Source organism: Streptomyces endocoffeicus (genome assembly GCF_016741935.1).
Taxonomy (GTDB): Bacteria; Actinomycetota; Actinomycetes; order Streptomycetales; family Streptomycetaceae; genus Streptomyces; species Streptomyces endocoffeicus.
In genome coordinates this window covers 81,537-102,438 of the sequence record NZ_JAERRG010000023.1, presented here as the reverse complement: position 1 = coordinate 102,438, position 20,902 = coordinate 81,537, and the positions used below count along the sequence as shown (strand labels likewise).

The following is a 20,902-nucleotide window of genomic DNA, read 5'->3' as shown; positions in this document are numbered from 1 at the left end:
GAAAACCTCCCAGTTCCGCCGCGCCGAGGGCGACCGGTGTGGTGGGCAGGGCCGAGCGGGGTCAGAACACGGGGGTCTCGGTGTAGCTGCCGAAGACCTCGCGCAGCGCGCCGGTGATCTCCCCCATGGACAGATGTGCCTTGACCGCCTCGATGGTGGCGGGCATCAGATTGGCGTCGCCGTCCTTCGCGACGGCGAGGAGCCGGTCCAGCGCGGCCGCGGCGCGCCGCGGGTCGCGGTCCTGGCGGATCCGCCGCAGCCGGGCGATCTGCCGGGCCTCGGACGCGGGGTCGAGCTGATGGGTCTCGATCTTCTCGGAGTCCGTCTCGTCGACGTACTTGTTCACCCCGATCACCGGGCGGTCTCCGGCCGCCTTGCGGCGGGCGAATTCATAGGCGGTGTCGGAGATCTCCCGCTGGAAGAAACCCTGCTCGATGGCGGCCACCACACCGCCCAGCGCCTCGATCTTCTCCAGGTAGTCGTCGATGCCCCGCTCCAGCTCACCGGTGAGGTTCTCGACGTAGTAGGAGCCGCCGAGCGGGTCGATGACATGGGGCACCCCGGTCTCGTCGGCGAGGATCTGCTGGGTGCGCAGCGCCGTCTTCATCGCCTGCTCGCTGGGGATGGTGTACGCCTCGTCCAGGCCGTTCGTGTGCAGCGACTGGGCCCCGCCGAGCACCGCGGAGAGCGCCTGGAGGGCGGTCCTGATGACGTTGTTCATGGGCTGTGGCTTGGTGAGGGTGGCCGCGGCGGTCTGCGCGTGGAAGCGCAGCCGCATCGACTGCGGATCCTCGGCGCCGAAGCGTTCGCGCATCATGCGCGCGTAATAGCGGCGTACGGCACGGAACTTGGCCACCTCCTCGAAGAGGTCGGCCTGGCTGACGAAGAAGAACGACAGCCGGGGGGCGAAGGAGTCCACGTCCACCCCGGCCGCGACCACGTCCTCGACATACGCCTTGGTGATGGCCATGGTGAAGGCGATCTCCTGCTGGGCGTTGGCCCCCGCCTCGCTGATGTGATACCCGCTGATGTTGACCGGGTTGTAGCGGGCCATCTCCCGCGAGCAGTGGACGATGGTGTCCCGGACGATGCGCATGCTGGGGCGGACCGGGAAGATCCACTCCTTCTGCGCGACGTACTCCTTGAGGATGTCGTTCTGAATGGTGCCGGAGAGCTTGTTCAGGTCGTAGCCACGCCGCTCGGCGACCGCCACGTACATCGCCAGCAGGATCCACGCCGAGGGGTTGATCGTCATCGAGACGCTGATGTTCTCGAGGTCGATGCCGTCGAAGAGCGCTTCCATGTCGGGCAGTACGTCGATGGCCACGCCCTCGCGGCCGACCTCGCCGAGGCTCATCGCGTCGTCGCTGTCCAGGCCCATCAGGGTCGGCATGTCGAAGTCCACGGACAGACCCGTCTGGCCCTGGGCGATCAGGTAGCGGAAGCGTTCGTTGGTCTCCTCGGCCTGCCCGAAACCGGCGATCTGCCGCATGGTCCAGGTGCGGCCCCGGTACATCGTCGGGTACGGGCCGCGGGTGTACGGATAGCGGCCCGGGAGGCCGATGTCGGACCAGTCCTCCGGCAGGTCGGCCGGGGTGTAGACCCGCTTGACGGGCAGGCCGCTGCCGGAGAGGTACCGCTCCTTCGACTCGGGCCGGCGGGTGGTGAAGGCGGCCAGCTCGCGGCCCTCCCAGTCGGCCAGTTCCTCGGTCACCGCGTTGGCCAGCGCGTCGGTGGTCAGCCGGGTGTCATCCGTTCCAGGGGCGTCGCCGTTGCCGTCAGCCACGTCGGGTTCCTCGCTTTCGTGTGCTCACAGTTGTCCGATCAGCCGCCGGGCGGCCGAGGCCGGGTCGTCGCGCTTCGCCGCGACCTCGTCCACGGCCGCGTCGAAGGCCCCGGTGCCGGGGCGCAGCCGGTCCCGTATCAACTCCTCGGCCGCCCACCGGATCCGGGTGGCGGCGGCCCGGCGGGTGCGCCGCTCGCGCTCGCCCACGCGCTCCATCCAGCGCAGGTGTTCGTCGAAGCGGTCGATGAGGGCGCGTACGCCGTCGCCGCGGTCGGCGGCGGTCCGCTCGATGGGGACGTTCCACTGGCCGGGCCGCCGCTTGCCCAGCCGGAGCATCTCGCACAGTTCGGCCGCCGTACGGTCGGCGCCCTCGCGGTCGGACTTGTTGACCACGTGCACATCGGCGATCTCCAGCAGCCCCGCCTTGATGGCCTGGACACCGTCGCCGAGCCCGGGGACACTCACCACCGCCACCGACTGCGCCCCGCTGACCACATCGACCTCGGCCTGACCCACACCGACCGTCTCCAGGACGACGACGTCGCGACCGGCCGCGTCCAGGACGGTGACCGCGTCGAGCGCGGCCCGCGCGAGGCCGCCGAGGGCGCCCCGGGTGGCGAGGGACCGGATGAAGACGCCCGGGTCGCCCGCCAGCGCCGACATCCGGATCCGGTCGCCGAGGATCGCCCCGCCGGTGAAGACGCTGGACGGATCGACGGCGATGATCCCGACCGTGCGTCCCGCCCCGCGGTACTCCGCCGCCATGGCGGACACCAGGGTGCTCTTCCCGCTCCCCGGCGGTCCCGTCACACCGATGACGTGTGCCCGTCCGGCCGCGCGGTGCAGCGGGGCGAGGAGGGCGTCGGTGCCGGGGGCGCGCCGCTCCACCTGGGTCAGCGCCCGTGCCACCGCCGACTGCTCCCCGCGCAGCACCCGTTCGGCGAGCGGCGCCATGACCGTCACGGCTCCCTCCCGGGCAGCGGCTCATCGGCCATGCGCCGCAGCAGTTCCCGGTTGTCGATCACCCGGCGGGCCTTGAACTCCGTGCGGTCGAAGGTGTGCTGCCGCACCGGCACCACCGTCGCGCCCACCCCCAGTACGGTGCGCAGCCGGTTGGAGATGCGCTCGGCCCAGCCGGGCAGCGAGCTCTCCGGCTGCCCCGGGTCGTACTCGACCTGTACCGCCAGGGTGTCCATCGCGGTCTCCCGGCTGATGACGACGCGATGCTCCCCGCCGTAGCCGGGGACCGCCATGACCACGTCGTCGATGGCGCTGGGCTGGATGTTCTCGCCGCGGATGGTGAACATGTCGTCGATCCGGCCGTAGATGCCGCGCGGCAGGAAGGGATAGGTGCGCCCGCGCTCCGCCGTGGGGGCCTCCCACCGGGTGAGGTCTCCCGACAGCAGCCTGATCATCGGCTGGCTGGTCCGCTCCAGCGTCGTGTAGACCGGGGTGCCCTCCGCGCCGTACGGCAGCCTCCGGTGCCCGGCCGGGTCGCACACCTCGGTGTAGACGAGGTCCTGCCAGCACAGCACCCCGGGTTCGTCCGCCGCCGCGGCCAGATTCATCCAGGGCGCGACCTCGGCCATGCTCCCCGAGTCGTACACCTCGGCCCCGAACGCCTCGACGATACGGGAGCGGGTGCTGGGGATGCTCGCCCCCGGCTCGCCGGAGAAGAACATCGCCCGCAGGCCCAGCGAGGCCGGGTCGACGCCTTCGTCCGCGGCGACCTCGGCGAGGTGGAGGGCATAGGACGGGGTGCCGTAGAAGACCGTGACGCCCATCTGCCGCATCCAGCGCACCGTGCGCGCCGTCTGGCCAGGAGTGCCGGCGCCGAACGGGAAGACCCGGGCGCCGAGCCGCTCCGCGCCGGTGTACGCGCCCCACGAGCCCCAGTAGAGGCTGAGCGGGGAGGCGATCAGCACGGTGTCCGACGGGCGGATGCCCATCGCCCACATCACCCGGGCGTGTGCGTTGGCCACGCTGCGCCAGTCGCGCTCGCCGATGCCGAAGGCGGTGGGGCGGCCGGTGGTGCCGGAGGTGCCGTTGATGTGCTTGACCTCGTCCGGGGACACGCACAGATAGCTGCCGAAGGGCTCGTTCGCCGCCTGGTCCGCGCGCAGCTCCTCCTTGCGCACCACCGGGACCTTCTCGAAGTCGGCGAGGGTGCGGACGGACGACGGGTGGATGCCTGCCTCGTCCCACTTCCGGCGGTAGAACGGGGCGTTGTCCCAGGCGTACGCCATCACCTCGCGGATCCGTGCCGCGATCAGCTCGTCACGCCGCTCGGCCGGCATGGTCTCGCGGCGCGGGAACCAATGTGTCTGGCCGTCCGGCGGGCGGTGTGTCTCGTCGTACCGCGGGGGCCAGACCCACTGTTCCATGGGGGAGTTCGGCGTCACCCGCGTCACCTCCGCACCAGGGAACGGATCTCGGCGACGATCGCCTCCGGTGTGGAGTCCTGGCCGAGCACCCCGGCCACGCCCATCTTCCTCAGTTCCGCCTCGTCCTCGTCCGGCATCACACCGCCGGCGACGATCGAGAACCGGTGCGGCTCCGCCAACTCGCCCAGCAGCTCGAACAGCCGCTTGAAGATGGGCATATGGGCTCCTGAGAGCAGGCTGATGCCGAGGACGTCGACGTCCTCCTGCACCGCCGCCTCGACCACCTGCTCGGGCCTGCGGTGCAGACCGGTGTAGATGACCTCCATACCGGCGTCGCGCAGTGTGCGGGCCACCACCTTCACGCCCCGGTCATGACCGTCCAGACCGATCTTCGCGAGCATCACCCGGATCGGCTCGGCAACGGTTTCCTCCTGTACTGCCGTCATCACCACTCCAGCGACTTTGGTTCTTCCTCTGTGTGGTTGGACCATAGGTGTGGTGGGGGTCACAGGCAATGGTTCGGAACCGACTTTCCCGGAAGGGGGCGGACGAGCTGTTCCTCAGCCACCCTCCGGACGCTGGTGCTAGCGTGGTCGGACCACAGGCGAACTGAACCGGTGAGGATGGGGTTGAGCGGCGACCCGGAGTGGCGGACGGTGCGGCGGTTCCGCACGCACGAGCAGGTGCTGACCCAGATCCAGGAGAAGATCCTGGAAGGGCGATTGCGCATCGGGGACCGGCTGCCCAGCGAGCGTGAACTGGTCGAGGCGCTCGGCGTCAGCCGCAACAGCGTCCGCGAGGCACTGCGGGTGCTGGAGTCGATGGGGATCGTCGACGCCCACGTCGGGTCCGGGCGGGACGCGGGCTCAAGAGTCGCCGGCCGGTCCACCGACGCGCTGGGCAACCTGCTGCGACTGCATATGGCACTGGCGCAGTTCCAGCTGGGCGACCTGGTCGATGTGCGGATCGAGCTCGAGCGACTGGCGGTCAACCGTGCGGCGGCCGAGGCCGGCGCCGGGGAGCTGAAGGGCCTGCACGCCCTCACCGCGGCGATGGCGGAACCCGGTCTGGACCACGAGCGCTTCCACGAACTCGACAGCGAATTCCACATCGGGCTCGCCCGCGCCTCCCACAACGCCCTCGCGGCCGACCTGATGCAGGCGCTCCGCGACGCGGTGAAGACCGAGATGATGGCCGCCTTCGCCCAGGTGGAGGACTGGGAGGCGACGGTCGCCGGCCTCACCGCGGAGCATCGGGCCATCCTCGCCGCGGTCGAGGAGGGCAGGGGCGAGGAAGCCGCCGAGCTCGTCACCCGGCACATCCGCACCTTCTACGAGACGGTGGGCGGGGTCTCCGGCTGAGGAGCGTCTCCCGGCAGCAGGGGACCAGCCGGTTCGGGTAGTCTGACCATCATGTTCACTTCGTGAACAGGCGTGTCAGCCCCTCGATCACCATCCGGCGGAGGCTCCCATGAGCAAGTCGACGAGGTCGTCCGATGCCGCGCGCGTGGACCGGGGCGACCAAGCCGATATCCAGGCGGTGAGCAGGGTCAGCCAGATCCTGTCGCTGTTCGAGCCCGCCACTCCGGAAGTGACCGCCGTCGAGGTCGCCGAGCGGCTCGGCCTGAACCGCACCACCGCGTACCGGTACTGCACGTCCCTGGTCGCGGCGGGGTTGCTCGAGCGCAATGCCGAGGGCAGCTATGTGCCCGGTGGTCTGCTGCTGCAACTCGGCGCCTTCGCCATCGGCCACCGCAGTGTCATCAATCTCGCCCCGCGCCATATGAGGGCGCTCGCGCGCGCCACGCAGACGACCGTGGTGCTCAGCCTCTGGGGCCTCACCGGGCCGGTGGTCTCCCGGGTCGAGGAGAACATCTCCACCGTGGTCGTGGTGTCCGTGCGAGTGGGCAGCCATCTGCCGCTGGATTCGGCGCAGAGCAAGGTCTTCCTCGCGTACCACGCCGACCAGCTGTCCATGGAACGGCTGATGGCGAATCTGTCGGGCCAGGCACGGGAGGAACTGCGCGCCGACGTCGAGCGGGTTCGTGCCGTCGGCCACTGCTCCGCGATGAGCACTCCCGGTGTCGTCGCGGTGGGGGCGCCCGTGTTCGACGAGGACGGTATCTGCGCCACGATCGCGATCGTCGGCCCGGACAACACCCTGTCGATGTCCGACGACGCCCCCGAGCTGAGTGTCGTCGTCGACACCGCGCGTGCGCTCACCCACGAACTCGGCGGCCACTACCGGCCCGACGACCTCGGCCGGCGGGCGGTGTAGAGCCGCCGCGGGCCGCATGGGGCCGGGCCGGGTGGCCCGCCGGGTCAGGCCAGTTTCGGGATCGTGCTGTCATCGGCCATGTCGACGTCCCTCGTCTCCGGGCCGAGGAAGCCACCGAACGCGATCAGCGCACCGGCGAGCGCGATCAGGACGGCCGGGGCGAGGTGCGCGGGCATGACACCGTTGAACTGCCCCAGGTAGAACTGGTAGAACGCCGGGGCGATGAGCGCGAGGCTGTACCCGACGCCATAGCCCGTGGACCGGATGCTCGCCGGAAACCGCTCGGTCAGATACGCGGCGATCGGGCCGAACGTGCCGACGGTGAAGACGCCGATCATGACGCCCCAGCCGAGGGCCGTCCCCAGTCCACCGTCGGAAACCATCAGCAGCGAGTACGAACCCGCGCCGATCACGGTGACCGACAGTCCGTAGCCGATGTAGAACCGCCGTCTCCCGATGCGCTGCGACAGCAGTCCGAAGAGGGGGTAGGACACCGCCGCGGAGGCGTTGATCACGAGCATGGTCAGCGTGACCTGCTTGCTCGACAGCAGAAGGTGTTCCTTGAGCTGCCCGGGGGTCACGGCGGCCTCCATATTGGTGGCCAGCCAGGTGCCGGTCATCAGCACGAACACCTGGGCCAGCGATTTCGGGTAGCGCACCAGCAGCCGCGCCAACGGCAGTTTGTGCCGCTCCCCGGTGTACTCGGGCGGCGGCTCGTGTACCTGCGTGAGGTAGTAACGGAACAGCAGGGCCGACAGCAGCGCGCCGACCAGGAAGGGTATCCGCCAGCCCCACTGCACATAGCCGCTGTGCAGTCCGGTGGACGGCAGCGCCTGCAGCAACAGCAGGGTGAGCGCGGCGATCATCGCGTACGCGGCGGGGGAGGTCGAGGTGATGAGCGAGGCGTAGAGGCCGCGCTTGTGCCGTGGGCTCCACTCCATCGCCAGGGGCACCGCGGTGGTGTACTCACCGCCGAGGAAGATCCCGTCGATGAATCTCAGCGCGATCAGCAGGCCGACCGACCATGTCCCGATCGTCTCGTGGCCCGGCAGACATGCGGTGATCAGGGTGATGACGCCGAAGCCGCCGACCGCGACGAGCGTGGTGCGCTTGCGCCCGACCGTATCGGCGAAGTGGCCGAAGATGATCGCGCCGAGCGGACGGCCGATGAGCGTCGACGCGAATACCAGTGATGCGAGCAGGGCCGTGGTGCTCGCGCTCAGGTTCGCGGACTGGAAGTAGTCCGTCGCGGGGGCGAGCACCACGATCGGCAGATAGATGTCGAACTGGTCGACGAAGTAGGCGAACGCACCGCCGCGCACCGCGGCGTGCGCCTTGGCGGTGTCCGGACCGTGCGGGGTGTTCGGGTGGGCGTCGTCGTCCAAGGCCGCCGACTGCTGCTCTGCGGGGGGCAGTGGGGACATCGTGTCCTCCGGGATCTGTTGCTGGCTACCCGCAGCTCTGAGGTGCCACATTCGGCGCGTTGCGAACTGCGTGTTCACGAAGCGAACTGCCGACCACCCTAAAGTTGTGACTTGCGCCGCACAAGACTGCTGCAAGGGGTTGACTCGCGGTCTACAGTGAAACGCGAATTCACAATGCGAACCGAGGTGGTCTCCTATGAGGGAACGTCCTGCCGTCGCCGCCGTCCTGGACGGCCTGATCGATATGCATGTCCACTCCGGCCCCAGCCCGTTCCCCCGTCGCTTCGACCACGTCGAAGCCGCGCAGGACGGTGCCCGGATCGGGATGCGCGCCATGGTCGCGAAGTCTCACCACCACAACACCCAAATGGACATCCTGGCGATGAAGGGACGCCTGGCCGGAGTCGCCGCGTCCGCCTACGGCGGTATCGCGCTCAACAGCACCGTCGGCGGTCTCAACGTGCACGCGGTGCGCATGTGTCTGCGCATGGGCGGCAAGGTCGTCTGGTTCCCGACCATCTCCTCGGGCCGGCACATCGACTGCCACCCCGAGGACGGGGCGTTCCCGACCACCACCGTGCCCCTGACCCTGGAACGCATCGACATCGTCGACGACAGGGGGGAACTGAAGCCCGAGGCGGCCGGGATACTCGACGAGATCAAGGAACAGGAGGCCGTCGTCAACGGCGGCCATATGTACCCCGAGTACATCCGCACGCTGTTCCGGGCCGCGAAGGACCGCGGCATGACGCGGATGGTCGTCAGTCACCCCGACTATGTGATCGGCGCCGACCCCGACCTGTGCCGCGAGCTCATCGCACTCGGCGCGTTCATCGAGCACGAGGTCGGCATGTACGACCCCGAGGGAGCCCAGAAGAGGGACCCCAAACGACTGCTGGCCTGGATCGAGGCGCTCGGCCCCGAACACACCGTGCTGGCCTCGGACTTCGGGCAGGCGATCAACCCGAAACCGGTGGACGCGTGGTTGCGGGTCGCGGGGGCGCTGCTCGACCTCGGCCTGCCGGAGAAGGACCTGCGGCGCATGGTCCGCGACAACCCGGCCTATCTGCTCAACCTCGACAGCTGAGCGAAAGGACACCACGGTGTACGAAAAGGACGACCCCCGCTCCTCGCTCGCGACGGCGACCGCACCACGGCCGGACAGCGGCGCCGCGATAGCCGCCGCTCAGTACTTCGATCTGCACCGCCTCGCCCCGCCCGGCGCCGCGACACCGGACGCCCGTACCGCGGTCGTCCGCGCTCAGAACGTGGTGCTGGCGCACACCGAGGCGCGGGCCGGTGACGACCTGGACAACGGGACGCTCGACGGCGAGCTCGCCGTGGTGGTCACCGGAGCCTCTCCGGCCTTCACGGTGGTCACCGGCGACGGCAGCACACGCGTCGACGGGCCCGGGCTCGTCGTGGCCCCGCCCGGTGGCTCGCGGATCAGCGTGCACGGCGACGGCCCGCTGATCCGCCTGGTCGAGGCCGCCGAGCCGGCATGGCGGGACCGGGCCGCCAACGCCGGGGCGTACGCGGAGGACCACCCGCGCGTCGCACCGCTGGAGCGGTGGCCGGAGCCCGTCGGCGGGCCCGCCGTGCGGTGCTATCCGCTGGCCGAGGTTCCGGACGACCCGGCACGGTTCGGCCGCATCTTCCGCACCCGGTCGTTCATGGTCAACTTCCTGCCCGAGCTGGACGGTCCGCGCGACCCGCACAAGCTCTCACCACACACCCACGACGACTTCGAGCAGCTGTCGCTGGCCGTGCGGGGCCAGTATGTGCACCACATCCGCACCCCCTGGCTGAGCGACAGCTCCCAGTGGCGCGACGACGAGCATGTGCGGCTCGGCAGCCCCTCCCTCGCGATCATTCCGCCACCCACCGTGCACACCTCCGAAGCCGGCGATCCCGATGTGAACCAGCTGATCGACATCTTCAGCCCGCCCCGCACCGACTTCTCGGAGAAACCCGGCTGGGTGCTCAACGCCGACGACTACCCGATGCCATGAGCGCGCGACGACGCACCGGCGGCGGGCTGTTCGCACCGGGCCGCGCCACCACCCCGCTCGGCACCTGGCTGAAGATCGCCTCGGGTGAGCCGGTCGAGATCATGGCGTACGCCGGGTTCGACTTCGTCGTGATCGACCTGGAGCATGCGCCGCTGGACCTCCAGACCGCGTACCGGCTGATCAACTCGGCCGCCGCGCTGGGCATGGTGCCCCTGGTGCGGGTGCCGGACACGACGGCCTCGACGATCCAGAAGATCCTCGACGCGGGGGCCATGGGCATCCTCGTACCGCACGTCGACACCGTCGAGGAGGCCGCCGCCGTCGGGCGGGCGTGCCGGTTCCCGCCGCACGGTGTGCGCGGCGCCGGCGGCACCAGCCGTGCCGGAGCGTGGGGGCTGCGCCCCGGCACCGACTACCTGGCCACCGGCAACGACGACGTGCTGTGCGTTCCGCAGCTCGAGAGCGTCGAGGCCATCGAGGCCGCACCGCGGATACTGGCCCTCGACTCCGTCGACGCGGTGTTCGTGGGCGCCGCGGACCTTTCGATGTCGATGGGTTCCACGCCCGCCTCGCCGGAGGTGCTCGAGCTGATCGTCTCCGCGCGGGACGCCGCGCACGCCGCGGGAAAGCGCTGCGGGCTCGCGTTCGGCGGCGCGCCCGAGCGTGCCGCGCGGGCGGTGCGCGACGGCTGCGACTTCGTCCTGCTCAGCAATGACACATCGATGCTGGCGGAGACCGCGCGCGGGCTGGTCACGGCGTTCCGGGAAGCGGACGGTCACCGATGACGCTCTCCCTGCCGCGCTCGGCGCTGTCGATCGCCGAGCTGGACGACCTCGACCACGGGGGAGCGGTGCGCTTCCTCCGGGTACTGGAAGAGGCCGGCCACCCGATGGTCTGGATCCCCGAGGTCGCCGGGCGCGAAGCGTTCACCACCGCCGCGCTCGCGCTCGGTTCGACGCGACGGATGGTCGTGGGCAACGGCGTCGCCCGCGCGCTCGAACGCGTGCCGAAGTCCGCGGCCTCGGCGGCGCGGGACCTCGCCGCCGGCTATCCCGGGCGCTATGTGCTGGGGCTCGGGGTCAGCGGAGCGGTCCGCGAGCGGGGTGTCGGCCCGCTGCCGTTCCTCCGCGACTACCTCGACGAAGTCGACGCGACCATCGCCCGCCGCGGTGGTAGCCGGGCGGCGGTGCCGCGGGTGCTCGGCGCGTACTCGGCCGGGATCACCCGTCTCGCCGCCGAACGTGCCGACGGCCTGATCACCTTCCTCGTCACACCGGAACACACCCGCTGGGCGCGCGAGACGATCGGGGACGACCTGTTCCTGTCGGTCGTCCAGTGGGCGGTGGTGGGCCGCGACCGTGCCGCCGCCCGCGAGGTGGCACGCGGGCGTCTCGCCTACTACCTGACGCTGCCGCACCAGATCGCGAAGCTGACCCGGCTCGGGTTCACCGGAGCCGACCTCACCCCGCCCGGGTCCGACCGGCTCGTCGACGCCCTCGTCGCCTACGGCACGCCGGAGCAGGTGCGCCAGGCGGTACGGCGACAGTACGACGCGGGCGCCACCCAGGTCGCCATCAGCCTGGTCGGCCGGCTCGACGACGCCAAGCTCGACGCCTACCGGGCGCTCGCCCCCGCACACCATCCGCCCCCGCACACCATCCGCACGACGGGAGAGGACACATGACCACCACCGAGGAGAAGAACTGATGCGGGCGGCCGGGAAGGTCATCATCACCACCGCGGTGACGGGATCCGTGCATGTGCCGTCCCAGAGCCCCTATCTCCCGCTCTCCGCCGAGCAGGTGGCCGAGGCCGCACTCGAGGCGGTCGAGGCCGGATCCGCCGTCGTGCACCTGCACGCCCGGCAGCCGGACGGGCGGCCCACGTTCGAGCCCGAGGTCTTCGAGCGGATCGTCGAGTCGATCACCGCGCGGACCGACGCCGTCATCAACATCACCACCGGTGGTTCGCCGGCGATGACGATGGAGCAGCGCCTGGCGGCGGCCGTCCGGCTCCGGCCCGAGCTCGCGTCGATGAACATGGGCTCGATGAACTTCGTGTACGCGGGGATGGCCGACCGGGTGACCGACTGGAAGCACGACTGGGAGCGGCCGCACGTGCTCAAGTCGTACTCCCGCCCGTTCATCAACACCTTCGAGACGATCGAACACGCCTTGCGTACGCTCGGCGAGTCCGGCACCCGGTTCGAGTACGAGTGCTACGACATTGGACACCTCTACTCGCTCGCCCACTTCGCCGAAAGGGGCCTGGCCAAGCCGCCCCTGCTGATCCAGGGCGTGTTCGGCGTCCTCGGCGGCATCGGTGCCGATCACGAGAACCTGGACCACATGGTGCGCGTCGCGGACAAGCTCTTCGGCGACGACTACTCGTTCTCCGCCTTCGCGGCCGGCCGCGACCAGATGCGGTTCGCCACCCACAGCGCCCTGCTCGGCGGCCATGTGCGCGTGGGGCTCGAGGACAGCCTGTGGATCGGCAGGGGGCGGCTCGCGGAGAGCAACGCCCAGCAGGTCAGGAAGGTCCGCTCCCTCGTCGAGGACTTGGACCTGCCGATCGCCACACCGGCCGACGCCCGGGCGACGCTCGCGCTGCGCGGCGTCACGGACATCGACAGGAGCACGGTCTCATGAGCACTCCGCCGCTCGCCGGTAAGGTCATCCTCCTTGTTGGGGCCAGCGCGGGAATCGGAGCCGACGCCGCGCGCGTCCTCGCGGAAGACGGCGCCGCGCTCATGCTCGTAGCACGCACCAAGGGACCGCTTGCCGCGCTCACGGAGGAACTCGCCTCCGCCGGACACGATGTGGCCTTCACCACCGGAGATGTCTCCGACGTGGCGAGCGTGACCGGGTTCGTCGACGCCACCGTCGCACGGTTCGGCCGCCTCGACGGGGCGTTCAACAACGCGGCGATGACCCAGGGCGGGCGCCTCGACGCGGTCGCGGAAGCGGACTTCGACCGGATCATGGCCGTGAACGTGAAGGGCACCTGGCTGTGCGTCCGCGAAGAGGTGCGCGTCATGGAGCGGCAGGGCTTCGGCTCGATCGTCAACGTGAGCAGCATCGGCGGTCTCCGCGGCAGCTCCGGCATGGGCGCGTACCAGGCCACCAAACACGCGGTCATCGGCCTGACCCGCACCGCCGCCCATGACTTCGGCCCGCTCGGGATCCGGGTGAACGCGCTGGCCCCCGGCCCGACCGAGACACCGATGCTCGCCGAGACGCGGCGCGCGATCCCCGGCGGCGTGGAGGCCCGGATCGCGGCCACTCCCTTGCGCAAGGCCGGTACGGGACGGGAGGTCGGAGCGAGTGCGGCATTCCTCCTGAGCGAGCGCGCGAGCCACATCAGCGGAGCCGTCCTGCCGATCGACGGTGGGCTCTGCGCCTGAACCGCCCGGACTCCCCGCAACGCTCACCGAGGGGCCCGTCGGCAAGGCCCCTCGGTGAGCGGTGGCGGCTAGCCCCGCTCCTGGCCGTCCGCCAGTACCACGCAGGCGCCGAGATGCCAGGTCTCGTCCTCCTTCGAGGACAGCTCCAGATCCACCTCGCGTCCGGAGGATCCGCCGTCCAACGGGATCCGGAGCCAGATGAACTCCCGGCCGTCGAGCCGCTCGCTCCGGGCCTTCTCGATCCCGTCCACCCGGACGATCAGCGACCTGTTGAAGGTGTTGGGGTCACCGGTGAGCAGATGCGCGGTGCAGCGTCCGGCCGGCAGCCTCAGCCGCAGCACGGCCGGGACGCTGTCGCGTACGTAGTCCCGGCGGACGACATCGAACAGTCCGGTGTCCGTGGCGTCGGGCGTGTTGCCGACCCAGCCGAACCCGGCGCCCTCGTGCCACCCGTCGGCCGGCGACAGACGGGTGTAGTCCTTCAGCACCGGCGCCGAGGCGGGCCCGGCGTCCAGCGCGTGGACGCATCGCGCGGCGGGTGGGACGACCACGACCCTGGCCAGGCTGCGCAGCGAGGAGTCGAGCACCGGCACCGCGCCCGACCTGGGGCGCGCGTGCAGGGTGGCGAGCGCGGGGGCCGGTGGCGGCACCACGGTCATCTTCACCGTCTCGCCCTCCCGCGAGGCCACGTAGCGGGACGCCTCCTCGGACCGCCAGCCCTCGGGAACGTCCAGTGTGGTCACCGTGCGCAGCCCGGAGCCCGTCGCGTTGACCACCTGCACCGGAAGCTCGTTGCGCTCCCCGCCCAGCAGCGCCGTGTCGGCCGGGGCGACGATCGCCTGCAGCCAGCCGCGGCGCTCGTCGCGGATCCGGCTCAGGTCGAACCAGTAGGCGACCAGGGTGTCCCGCCACTGGGCGGCCTCGGTGAGCTGCTCCCCGAACTGGCGGTGCACCTCGGTGAACCGCCGGTGGTCGACCCGGCGGCGCAGCCCCTCCCACTCCGTGCGCATCTCCGCCACCCGCGCCGCGCCGGAGAAGTGGGTGTCGTAGATGTGCTGGATCACGGTCCTGCCGCTGTCCAGCCGGTGGGTGTACGGGACGTGGTGAAGGAAGAGGAGCAGTTCCTCGGGGCAGCTCTCCAGCGACTCGTAGGCGTCCCGTGTCGCCGGCGCGTACAGCTCGGTGTAGCCGTCGCCGGTGGCGGCGGTGCGGTCGTAGCCGATGCCCTCGCGGTCCGACTTGTGGAACTGGGTGGTCGTCGTCGGGCTGGGGTCGAAGTGCCCGGTCACCGAGCCGTCCGGCGGATGGGTGAGATATCCCGTGCCCAGCGGCGAGGTGTAGTCCTCGTAGGTGCGCCAGGAGTCCAGCAGCAGGCCGGAGACGGTCTTGACGACGTCCGGGTCGTTGCCGAAGGTCATCCGGGTCCACTCGTCGGCCAGGTGCCGCGCGGACAGGTCCGGGTTCCAGGAGAGCCGTCCGTAGCCGTGGGTGTTGGCGGCGGCCAGGTGTGAGCCGGTCCAGTTCCTGGCATCGCCGAAGTTCATCACCCCGGCGAATCCGAAGTGCGCGTAGGAGTGCACCCGGCCGGTCACGACACGGGCCACGGTGCTGCCCTCGCCCGCCTTGAGGGTGTCGAAGTCCAGGACTTCCCTCCACTGCGGAACCAGATAGCACAGATGAGTGGCGTGCCCGGTGTACTCCTGCGTCACCTGGAGCTCGATCATCGAGTTGGTACGCGGCAGCGAGCCGAAGAGAGGGTGGGCGGGCTCGCGGACCTGGAAGTCGATCGGCCCGTTCTTGATCTGCACAACGGCGTTGTCCGCGAACTTCCCGTCCAGCGGTGTGAAATCGAGGTCGGCCTGCCGGTCCCACTTCGCGTCACTGTCGTGCACGAAGGCACGCCACATCACGACCCCGCCGTACGGTCTCAGCGCGCCCGCCAGCAGGTTGGCCCCGTCGGCGTGGGTGCGTCCATAGTCCAACGGCCCAGGGCGGCCCTCGGAGTTGGCCTTCACCAGGAAGCCGCCGAAGTCCTCGATCCTGCCGTAGATCTCCTCGGCCTTCTTCGTCCACCAGTCGCGTACCCCCGGGTCGAAGGGGTCGGCGGTGTCCAGCCCGCCCAGGTCGATGGGGGCGGCGAAGTTCGCCGTGACATACAGTGCCACGCCGTAACGGCGCAGCACACCGGCCAGCGCGGCCAGCTTGGTCAGGAACGGCTCGGCGAGGTAGTCCGCCGTCGTGTTGACATTGTTGATCACGGCGCCGTTGATGCCGAGCGAGGCCAGGACACGTGCGTAGTCCGTGTACCGGTCGTCGAGTCGCGGCAGCTTCTCCCAGTCGAAGAAGGACCGGCCCGCATAGCCGCGCTCGATCGAACCGTCGTCGTTGTCCCAGTGGTTGGCCATGCGCAGCGGGGCGGCCGGGCGCTCCGTGAGATCGACGTGCTCCAGCGGCCGCCGGGTCTGTACGAGGCGCAGCAGATGGAACGCGCCGTAGAGCACACCCCGGTCCGCGTGGGCCGCGACCACGGTGAACTCCCCGCCGCGCCGGGTGACCCGGCGGACGACATACCCCTCCTCGCCCAGCTCCGCCAGGTCGGCCGCGGGGACGAGCTCGCGGATCAGGGCGGAACTCGCCGGGGTGCCCACCACAAGTGCCGCGCGTAAGGAGGCGTTGGCGCGTGGCCTCACCCGTATGCCGAGCAGCCCGCTGAGCCCGCGGACCAACTCGTCCACCGCCGACCGCTGCAGCGGCCCACCTCCCTGCCGGACCAGCGTCCCCAAGGCGGCCCGGTACCGCTTGAGCTGACCGGAATCCTCCACCTGCCGGTAGCGCAGCCACAGGTCGTACCCGTCCTCGCCGGGCAGCGTGCCCGCCGACGCTCCGGCGCCGGCCACCGGCCGCGCCGACGCCGGAGCGGAGAGACCTGACGAACCGGCTGCGCTTCCCAGGGCGGCCGCGGACAGAATGCTGCGGCGCCGTATTCCTGAGCTCATGAGTCCCACTTCCGTTGATGAACGAACAGTGCACATCCAGGCCAGGAGCAAGCACCGCAACCGTCACACGCGTCATGACAGGTGTCAACGTAATGAACCACAAGGGAACACGGCGGCTTTGGTCAACGATCAAAATCCAACAGAGGGTGTCGAGGCTTCTCAGGAGGGGGTTGCCTCGCTGGGCTCGGTCGTAGCAGGGGCCGCGTCCGGGGCGGTAGCCGAGTAGAAGACGGCCCTCTGTCGCTTGGTGCGGTGTGCTTGGCCCTTGGCGACGAGTGACTCGAGGGTGCTGCGTACGACGGTGGTCTTGATCTCGCGGTCCGGGAGGGCCTGGGTGAGGGCGGTGCTGACTTCGGCCGCGGAGCGCGGTTCAGCGTGCTGAGTCAGGTCGTCGCGGATGAGGTCCCCGAGCGTGGGCACACCTGTCTTTCGTACCCGCTTGGGACGGCTGCCGCCTGACTCCGCCCGCTTCCGCTTGCCGCTGGTCGTGTCGGCATCCTTCTTCGGCTTGCGTGCTGTCGGCAGTGACGCGGACTTGCCGGTGGCGGACGAGCCATTGTCAGAGCCGCTGACGTCGGTGTTGTCCGGTGCGTCACCGTCACCGGTGGCTTCGTTGCCGAGTGTCTGCCGCATGCTGAGCAGGAGCGCCCGGTTGCTCTCCAACGCCGACAGTTGTTGTTGCAGCGTCGCGACGTCGGCGCTGAGGCGTTCGTGCTCGGCCGCGTTGCGTTCGAGGTCGGCGGTGATCTGTGCCGTGTACTGGGTTTTCAGGCTGGTGTTGTCAGCAGAAGTGTCCATCACTAGCTCCCTCGTCTGGGCGCCTTTTCATGTTGGTGGTGGATGGTACCTCTGCGCGATGGCTACGTGGCTACTGACTTCAGCGGGCAGGTGTGTAGGTTGGAGCGATGACCGCGCCGTGTGCACTGGGTCCGGGGTCCGGGGTCCGGGGTCCGGGGCCCGGTCGGCCTCGCGGCCCTGGTGGGCCCGGCCGCGGTCGGGCCGGCCGGGACCGACCGGCCTGGCGAGGCGGTCAGTGTCAGCTCTCGTAGCCGTAGAAGAGGCGTTCCATCACGGTGCGGGCGCGGCGGGTGGTGCGGCGGTAGTCGTCCAGCATCTGGCCCACATGGCCCGGGCCGTACCCCAGGTGGCGGGCGACCGCGGCCAGTTCGCGGGAGTCTGTGGGGAAGGTGTCACCCGGGCGGCCGCGCACCAGCATCACCGCGCTGCGCACCCGGGTCGCCAGCACCCAGGCCTTGTCCAGGGTCCGGGCGTCGTCGCCGCCGAGCAGACCGGCCTCGTGCGCGGCGGTCAGGGCCCGGCGGGTGCGGGTGGTGCGCAGTCCCGGTTCGGCCGCGCCGTGGCACATCTGCAGAAGCTGCACCGTCCACTCCACGTCGCTGAGTCCGCCCCGGCCCAGCTTGGTGTGGGTGGCGCGGTCGGCGCCGCGGGGCAGCCGCTCGGACTCCATCCGGGCCTTGAGCCGGCGGATCTCGCGGATCGCGTTCTCGTCCAGCCCCTCGGCGGGATAGCGCAGCGGGTCGATCAGCTCGATGAAGCGCGCGCCGAGGTCGGAGTCGCCCGCGACCGGCTCGGCACGCAGCAGTGCCTGGCTCTCCCACACCAGCGCCCAGCGCCGGTAGTACGCGGCGTACGAGGAGAGGGTGCGCACCAGCGGACCGGACTTGCCCTCCGGGCGTAGATCGGCGTCGATCAGCAGCGGCGGGTCGACGGTGGGGGACTGGAGGAGCCGTCGTACCTCGTTGGCCACGGCGAACGCGGCGCGGGAGGCCTCGTGTTCGTCGGCGCCCTCGCGGGGCTCGTGGACGAAGAGGACGTCCGCGTCTGAGCCGTAGCTCAGCTCGTGGCCGCCGAACCGGCCCAGGCCGATTACCGCGAAACGGGTGGGCAGCTCATCGCCCCAGGTGTCGCGGACGGCGGCGCGCAGCGCGCCCGCCAGAGTCGCGGCGTTGATGTCGGAGACGGCGTCGCCGACCATGTCGACCAGCGCCCCCGGGCTCGCGGGCTCCTCGGGCAGCGCCGTACGGTTCGAGGGGCCGGCCGGGACGCGGAGCCCGGAGTCGCGCAGCGCGCTGGGTATCCCGGCCGCAGGTCTCGTGCCAAGTGAGTCGCGTGAGCCGCGCGACCCGCACGGCGCCGGGGAGATGGCCGGGGAGCCGTCGCCGCTCGGCGGCGGCCAGCTCACGGTGGGCCATACCGTCCGACTGGCCGGCCGCGCGCTCTCGATCACGTCCGCCGCGGCCGTGCGGAACAGCTCACGCTGCCGCACCCTGCGCGCCGCCGCGACCGCCTGTTCGGCGCCGTCGGCGCGGCCGACCGCGGCCAGTACCTCCTGCTCCAGATGGGCCCGGCCGCGCGGGCGCAGCCCCTCCGGGTCGCCGAGCAGGGCGACCGCTTCGGGGGCGCGCAGCAGCAGATCGGGGGCGAGCCGCCCGGCGGAGAGCACCTGGGCCAGGTTCTCGGCGGCGGCGCCCTCGTCGCGCAGCAGCCGCAGGTAGTACGGCGTCTTGCCCAGCGCGTCCGAGACCTTGCGGAAGCCCAGCAGCCCGGCGTCCGGGTCGGCGGAGTCGGCGAACCAGCCCAGCAGCACGGGCAGCAGCGAACGCTGAACAGCCGCCTTACGGGTCACACCGGACGCCAGGGCCTCCAGATGCCGTAGCGCGCCGGACGGGTCGGCATAACCCAGGGCTTCCAGCCGCCGGCCCGCTGCCCGCGAGCTCAACCGGGCCTCTCCGGTCTCCAGTCGTGCCACCGCGTCCAGCAGCGGCCGGTAGAACAGCTTCTCGTGCAGCCGCCGCACCTCGCGCGTGTGCCGCCCCCATGCCGCGCCCAGCTCCGTCACCGGCTCCGTACGGAACCCCAGCGACCGGCCCAGCCGCCGCAGATCCGCCTCGCCCGCCGGCACCGGATGGGTGCGGCGCAGCCGGTGGAGCTGGACGCGGTGCTCCACCGAGCGCAGGAACCGGCACGCTTCGGCCAGCGCGGCCCCGTCCGACCGCCTCACGTAACCGCCCGCGGCCAGCGCCGCAAGCACATCCAGCGTGGTGCCGCCGCGCAGCGACTCGTCCGACCGGCCGTGCACCAACTGCAGGAACTGCACCGCGAATTCGACATCGCGCAGGCCTCCCGGGGCCAGCTTCGGCTCGCGGTCGATCTCCGTGATCTCCGTGATCTCCGTGATCTCCGTGATCTCCGCGACCAGGATGTTCTCCACCATCCGGCGGCGCATCTGCCGCACGTCCGGCACGAAGTTCTCACGCCCGGCCGCCTGCCGGACCGGGGGCGCCAGCGCGTCCACGTACGCCTGGCCCAGCGCCCCATCACCCGCCACCGGCCGAGCCTTCAGCAGCACTTGGAATTCCCATGTCCTGGCCCACCGCTGGTAGTACGCCACATGGCTGGACAGCGTCCGTACCAGCGGGCCATTGCTCCCTTCCGGGCGCAGATCCGCGTCGACCGGCCAGATGGTGCCCTCGACCGTCACATCCGAGCAGATCCGCATCAGCCGTGCGGCCAGCCGGGTGGCCGCCTGCACGGCCGCGGACTCCTCCAGCCCGTCCGGGGCCTCCGCGACGAAGACGACCTCCACGCCCGAGACGTAGTCCAGCTCCCGCCCGCCGCACTTGCCCACCCCGATCACGGCCAGCCGGCACGCCGCCGCGTCCTCGGGCTGCTCCTCCGCCGCGATCTCCAGCGCGGCCCGCAAGGTGGCGGTCGCCAGGTCCGTCAGCTCGACGGCGGCCTGCGTGACGTCCGTCGTACCGCACACATCCCGCGCGGCGATCGCCAGCAGCGCCCGCCGGTACGCCACACGCAACGCGTCCGGCCGCGTCAGCCCCACCCCCGGCTTGCCCCAGATCCCCTCGGTCAGCGCCCGTTCGAAGCCGGAAGCGGTCAGGTGCAGGTCCGCAGGCTCGTACGTCACCAGCGCCTGCCAGTGCCGTGGATGCCGGGCCAAATGGTCGCCCAGCGCCTCGGAGGTCCCGAGCACTCCCAGCAACCGGTCGCGTATCGGCTTCGCCGCGACCAGGGTGTCCAGGAACGTCTGTCGCGAGTCAGCGCACTCCTTGTCATCCCCGTCCTCGGGGGTCTCCGGAAGTGCCTCGACCAGCCGTACCAACATGCGCAACGCCAGATCGGGATCGGCGGTTGCCCCGAGCGCCTCCAGCAGCACCGGATCGCTCCCCACCGAGGCCAGCCCTGGCGCGTCCAGCAGCCGCCGCGCCGCCGAGGCGTCGGTGAAACCATGTCGCAGCAGCCGGGTGAAGCCGCTGCTCCTGCGTCCATGCGGTAAGCCCATGCGGCCGCCTCCATTCCTGTCCCACATTCCTGCCCTGCCATCGTCAAGGCCCGTTGGCGAGCCCACGCGAACGCCATGGAAAAGCCGACCCAGATCATTCCTGAGGAAAATGATTACTTGCCAATGGGTCGGCGGGCCGAGTTTTCAAGGGGCCATCCGTCCCTTTTTGCAGCGGACATTTTTGCCGTTTCCCGCATCAGGTGGAACGCCTGAATCCGGTGGCAAAAACGTAGGAGGCTCCCTCGATGGAGGTCAAGGCTGAGGCAATAAAACGTTGAGCGATACATCGATGCGCAAAGTGG

Annotated in this window: 16 protein-coding genes; 8 read left to right on the top strand and 8 right to left on the bottom strand. The window is 70.6% G+C overall.

Features of this window, described 5'->3' with window-relative positions; all coding sequences use genetic code 11:
- Positions 1 to 61 precede the first annotated feature (61 nt).
- Genes JK364_RS39785 through JK364_RS39770 form a run of 4 tightly spaced genes read right to left on the bottom strand, consistent with a single transcriptional unit; the run spans position 62 to position 4,616 of the window.
- The gene (locus JK364_RS39785) at positions 62 to 1,786 is read right to left on the bottom strand and encodes a methylmalonyl-CoA mutase family protein (protein ID WP_307841520.1); all 1,725 of its coding nucleotides are present in this window, start codon (positions 1,784 to 1,786) and stop codon (positions 62 to 64) included.
- Between the two features lie 24 nt (positions 1,787 to 1,810).
- Complete coding sequence (meaB, locus tag JK364_RS39780; RefSeq protein WP_201856284.1) at positions 1,811 to 2,749, bottom strand: methylmalonyl Co-A mutase-associated GTPase MeaB; 939 nt, start codon at positions 2,747 to 2,749, stop codon at positions 1,811 to 1,813.
- Entirely contained in the window at positions 2,746 to 4,188 is a 1,443-nt protein-coding gene (locus JK364_RS39775) for a phenylacetate--CoA ligase family protein (RefSeq protein WP_307841519.1), read from the bottom strand. The genes meaB and JK364_RS39775 overlap by 4 nt, the downstream gene beginning before the upstream one ends.
- Before the next feature lie 5 nt (positions 4,189 to 4,193).
- Positions 4,194 to 4,616 carry a cobalamin B12-binding domain-containing protein gene (locus tag JK364_RS39770; RefSeq protein WP_201856283.1) on the bottom strand — a complete coding sequence of 141 codons (423 nt, stop codon included), beginning with the start codon at positions 4,614 to 4,616 and terminating at the stop codon, positions 4,194 to 4,196.
- A gap of 183 nt (positions 4,617 to 4,799) precedes the next feature.
- Between JK364_RS39770 and JK364_RS39765 the strand changes: the two genes are divergently transcribed.
- Both JK364_RS39765 and JK364_RS39760 read left to right on the top strand, forming a co-directional pair.
- Positions 4,800 to 5,531, top strand: a complete 732-nt coding sequence (locus JK364_RS39765; RefSeq protein ID WP_230993202.1) for a FadR/GntR family transcriptional regulator — start codon at positions 4,800 to 4,802, stop codon at positions 5,529 to 5,531.
- 109 nt (positions 5,532 to 5,640) lie between these two features.
- Positions 5,641 to 6,447: an IclR family transcriptional regulator gene (locus JK364_RS39760; RefSeq protein WP_201856281.1), complete on the top strand. Its 807-nt coding sequence runs from the start codon at positions 5,641 to 5,643 to the stop codon at positions 6,445 to 6,447.
- A gap of 44 nt (positions 6,448 to 6,491) precedes the next feature.
- On the opposite strand, the gene JK364_RS39755 is transcribed toward JK364_RS39760, so the two are convergent.
- On the bottom strand, positions 6,492 to 7,871 hold the full coding sequence (locus JK364_RS39755; RefSeq protein WP_201856280.1) for an MFS transporter: 1,380 nt from the start codon (positions 7,869 to 7,871) through the stop codon (positions 6,492 to 6,494).
- A 196-nt stretch (positions 7,872 to 8,067) separates the two neighbouring features.
- Here JK364_RS39755 and JK364_RS39750 point away from each other — a divergent pair, with 196 nt between their 5' ends.
- Genes JK364_RS39750 through JK364_RS39725 form a run of 6 tightly spaced genes read left to right on the top strand, consistent with a single transcriptional unit; the run spans position 8,068 to position 13,286 of the window.
- The gene (locus JK364_RS39750) at positions 8,068 to 8,958 is read left to right on the top strand and encodes a DUF6282 family protein (RefSeq protein ID WP_201856279.1); all 891 of its coding nucleotides are present in this window, start codon (positions 8,068 to 8,070) and stop codon (positions 8,956 to 8,958) included.
- 16 nt (positions 8,959 to 8,974) lie between these two features.
- Complete coding sequence (locus JK364_RS39745) at positions 8,975 to 9,883, top strand: cupin domain-containing protein (RefSeq protein ID WP_201856278.1); 909 nt, start codon at positions 8,975 to 8,977, stop codon at positions 9,881 to 9,883.
- A complete protein-coding gene (locus tag JK364_RS39740; RefSeq protein ID WP_201856277.1) occupies positions 9,880 to 10,668 on the top strand; it encodes an HpcH/HpaI aldolase family protein in 789 nt (262 codons plus the stop codon). Before JK364_RS39745 ends, JK364_RS39740 begins: the two co-directional genes overlap by 4 nt.
- Positions 10,665 to 11,567, top strand: coding sequence for an LLM class flavin-dependent oxidoreductase (locus JK364_RS39735; RefSeq protein WP_201856276.1), 903 nt, complete (start codon positions 10,665 to 10,667; stop codon positions 11,565 to 11,567). Before JK364_RS39740 ends, JK364_RS39735 begins: the two co-directional genes overlap by 4 nt.
- A 22-nt stretch (positions 11,568 to 11,589) precedes the next feature.
- On the top strand, positions 11,590 to 12,531 hold the full coding sequence (kce, locus tag JK364_RS39730) for a 3,5-dioxohexanoate:acetyl-CoA acetone transferase (protein ID WP_201856275.1): 942 nt from the start codon (positions 11,590 to 11,592) through the stop codon (positions 12,529 to 12,531).
- Positions 12,528 to 13,286, top strand: coding sequence for an SDR family NAD(P)-dependent oxidoreductase (locus JK364_RS39725; RefSeq protein ID WP_201856274.1), 759 nt, complete (start codon positions 12,528 to 12,530; stop codon positions 13,284 to 13,286). Before kce ends, JK364_RS39725 begins: the two co-directional genes overlap by 4 nt.
- A gap of 68 nt (positions 13,287 to 13,354) precedes the next feature.
- On the opposite strand, the gene JK364_RS39720 is transcribed toward JK364_RS39725, so the two are convergent.
- The 3 genes from JK364_RS39720 to JK364_RS39710 all read right to left on the bottom strand — a co-directional run bounded on the left by JK364_RS39720 (position 13,355) and on the right by JK364_RS39710 (position 20,600).
- The gene (locus JK364_RS39720) at positions 13,355 to 16,282 is read right to left on the bottom strand and encodes an alpha-glucuronidase family glycosyl hydrolase (protein ID WP_201856273.1); all 2,928 of its coding nucleotides are present in this window, start codon (positions 16,280 to 16,282) and stop codon (positions 13,355 to 13,357) included.
- A gap of 159 nt (positions 16,283 to 16,441) precedes the next feature.
- On the bottom strand, positions 16,442 to 17,080 hold the full coding sequence (locus JK364_RS39715) for a hypothetical protein (protein WP_230993201.1): 639 nt from the start codon (positions 17,078 to 17,080) through the stop codon (positions 16,442 to 16,444).
- A gap of 238 nt (positions 17,081 to 17,318) precedes the next feature.
- Entirely contained in the window at positions 17,319 to 20,600 is a 3,282-nt protein-coding gene (locus JK364_RS39710; protein WP_201856271.1) for a bifunctional [glutamine synthetase] adenylyltransferase/[glutamine synthetase]-adenylyl-L-tyrosine phosphorylase, read from the bottom strand.
- Positions 20,601 to 20,902: the final 302 nt, after the last annotated feature.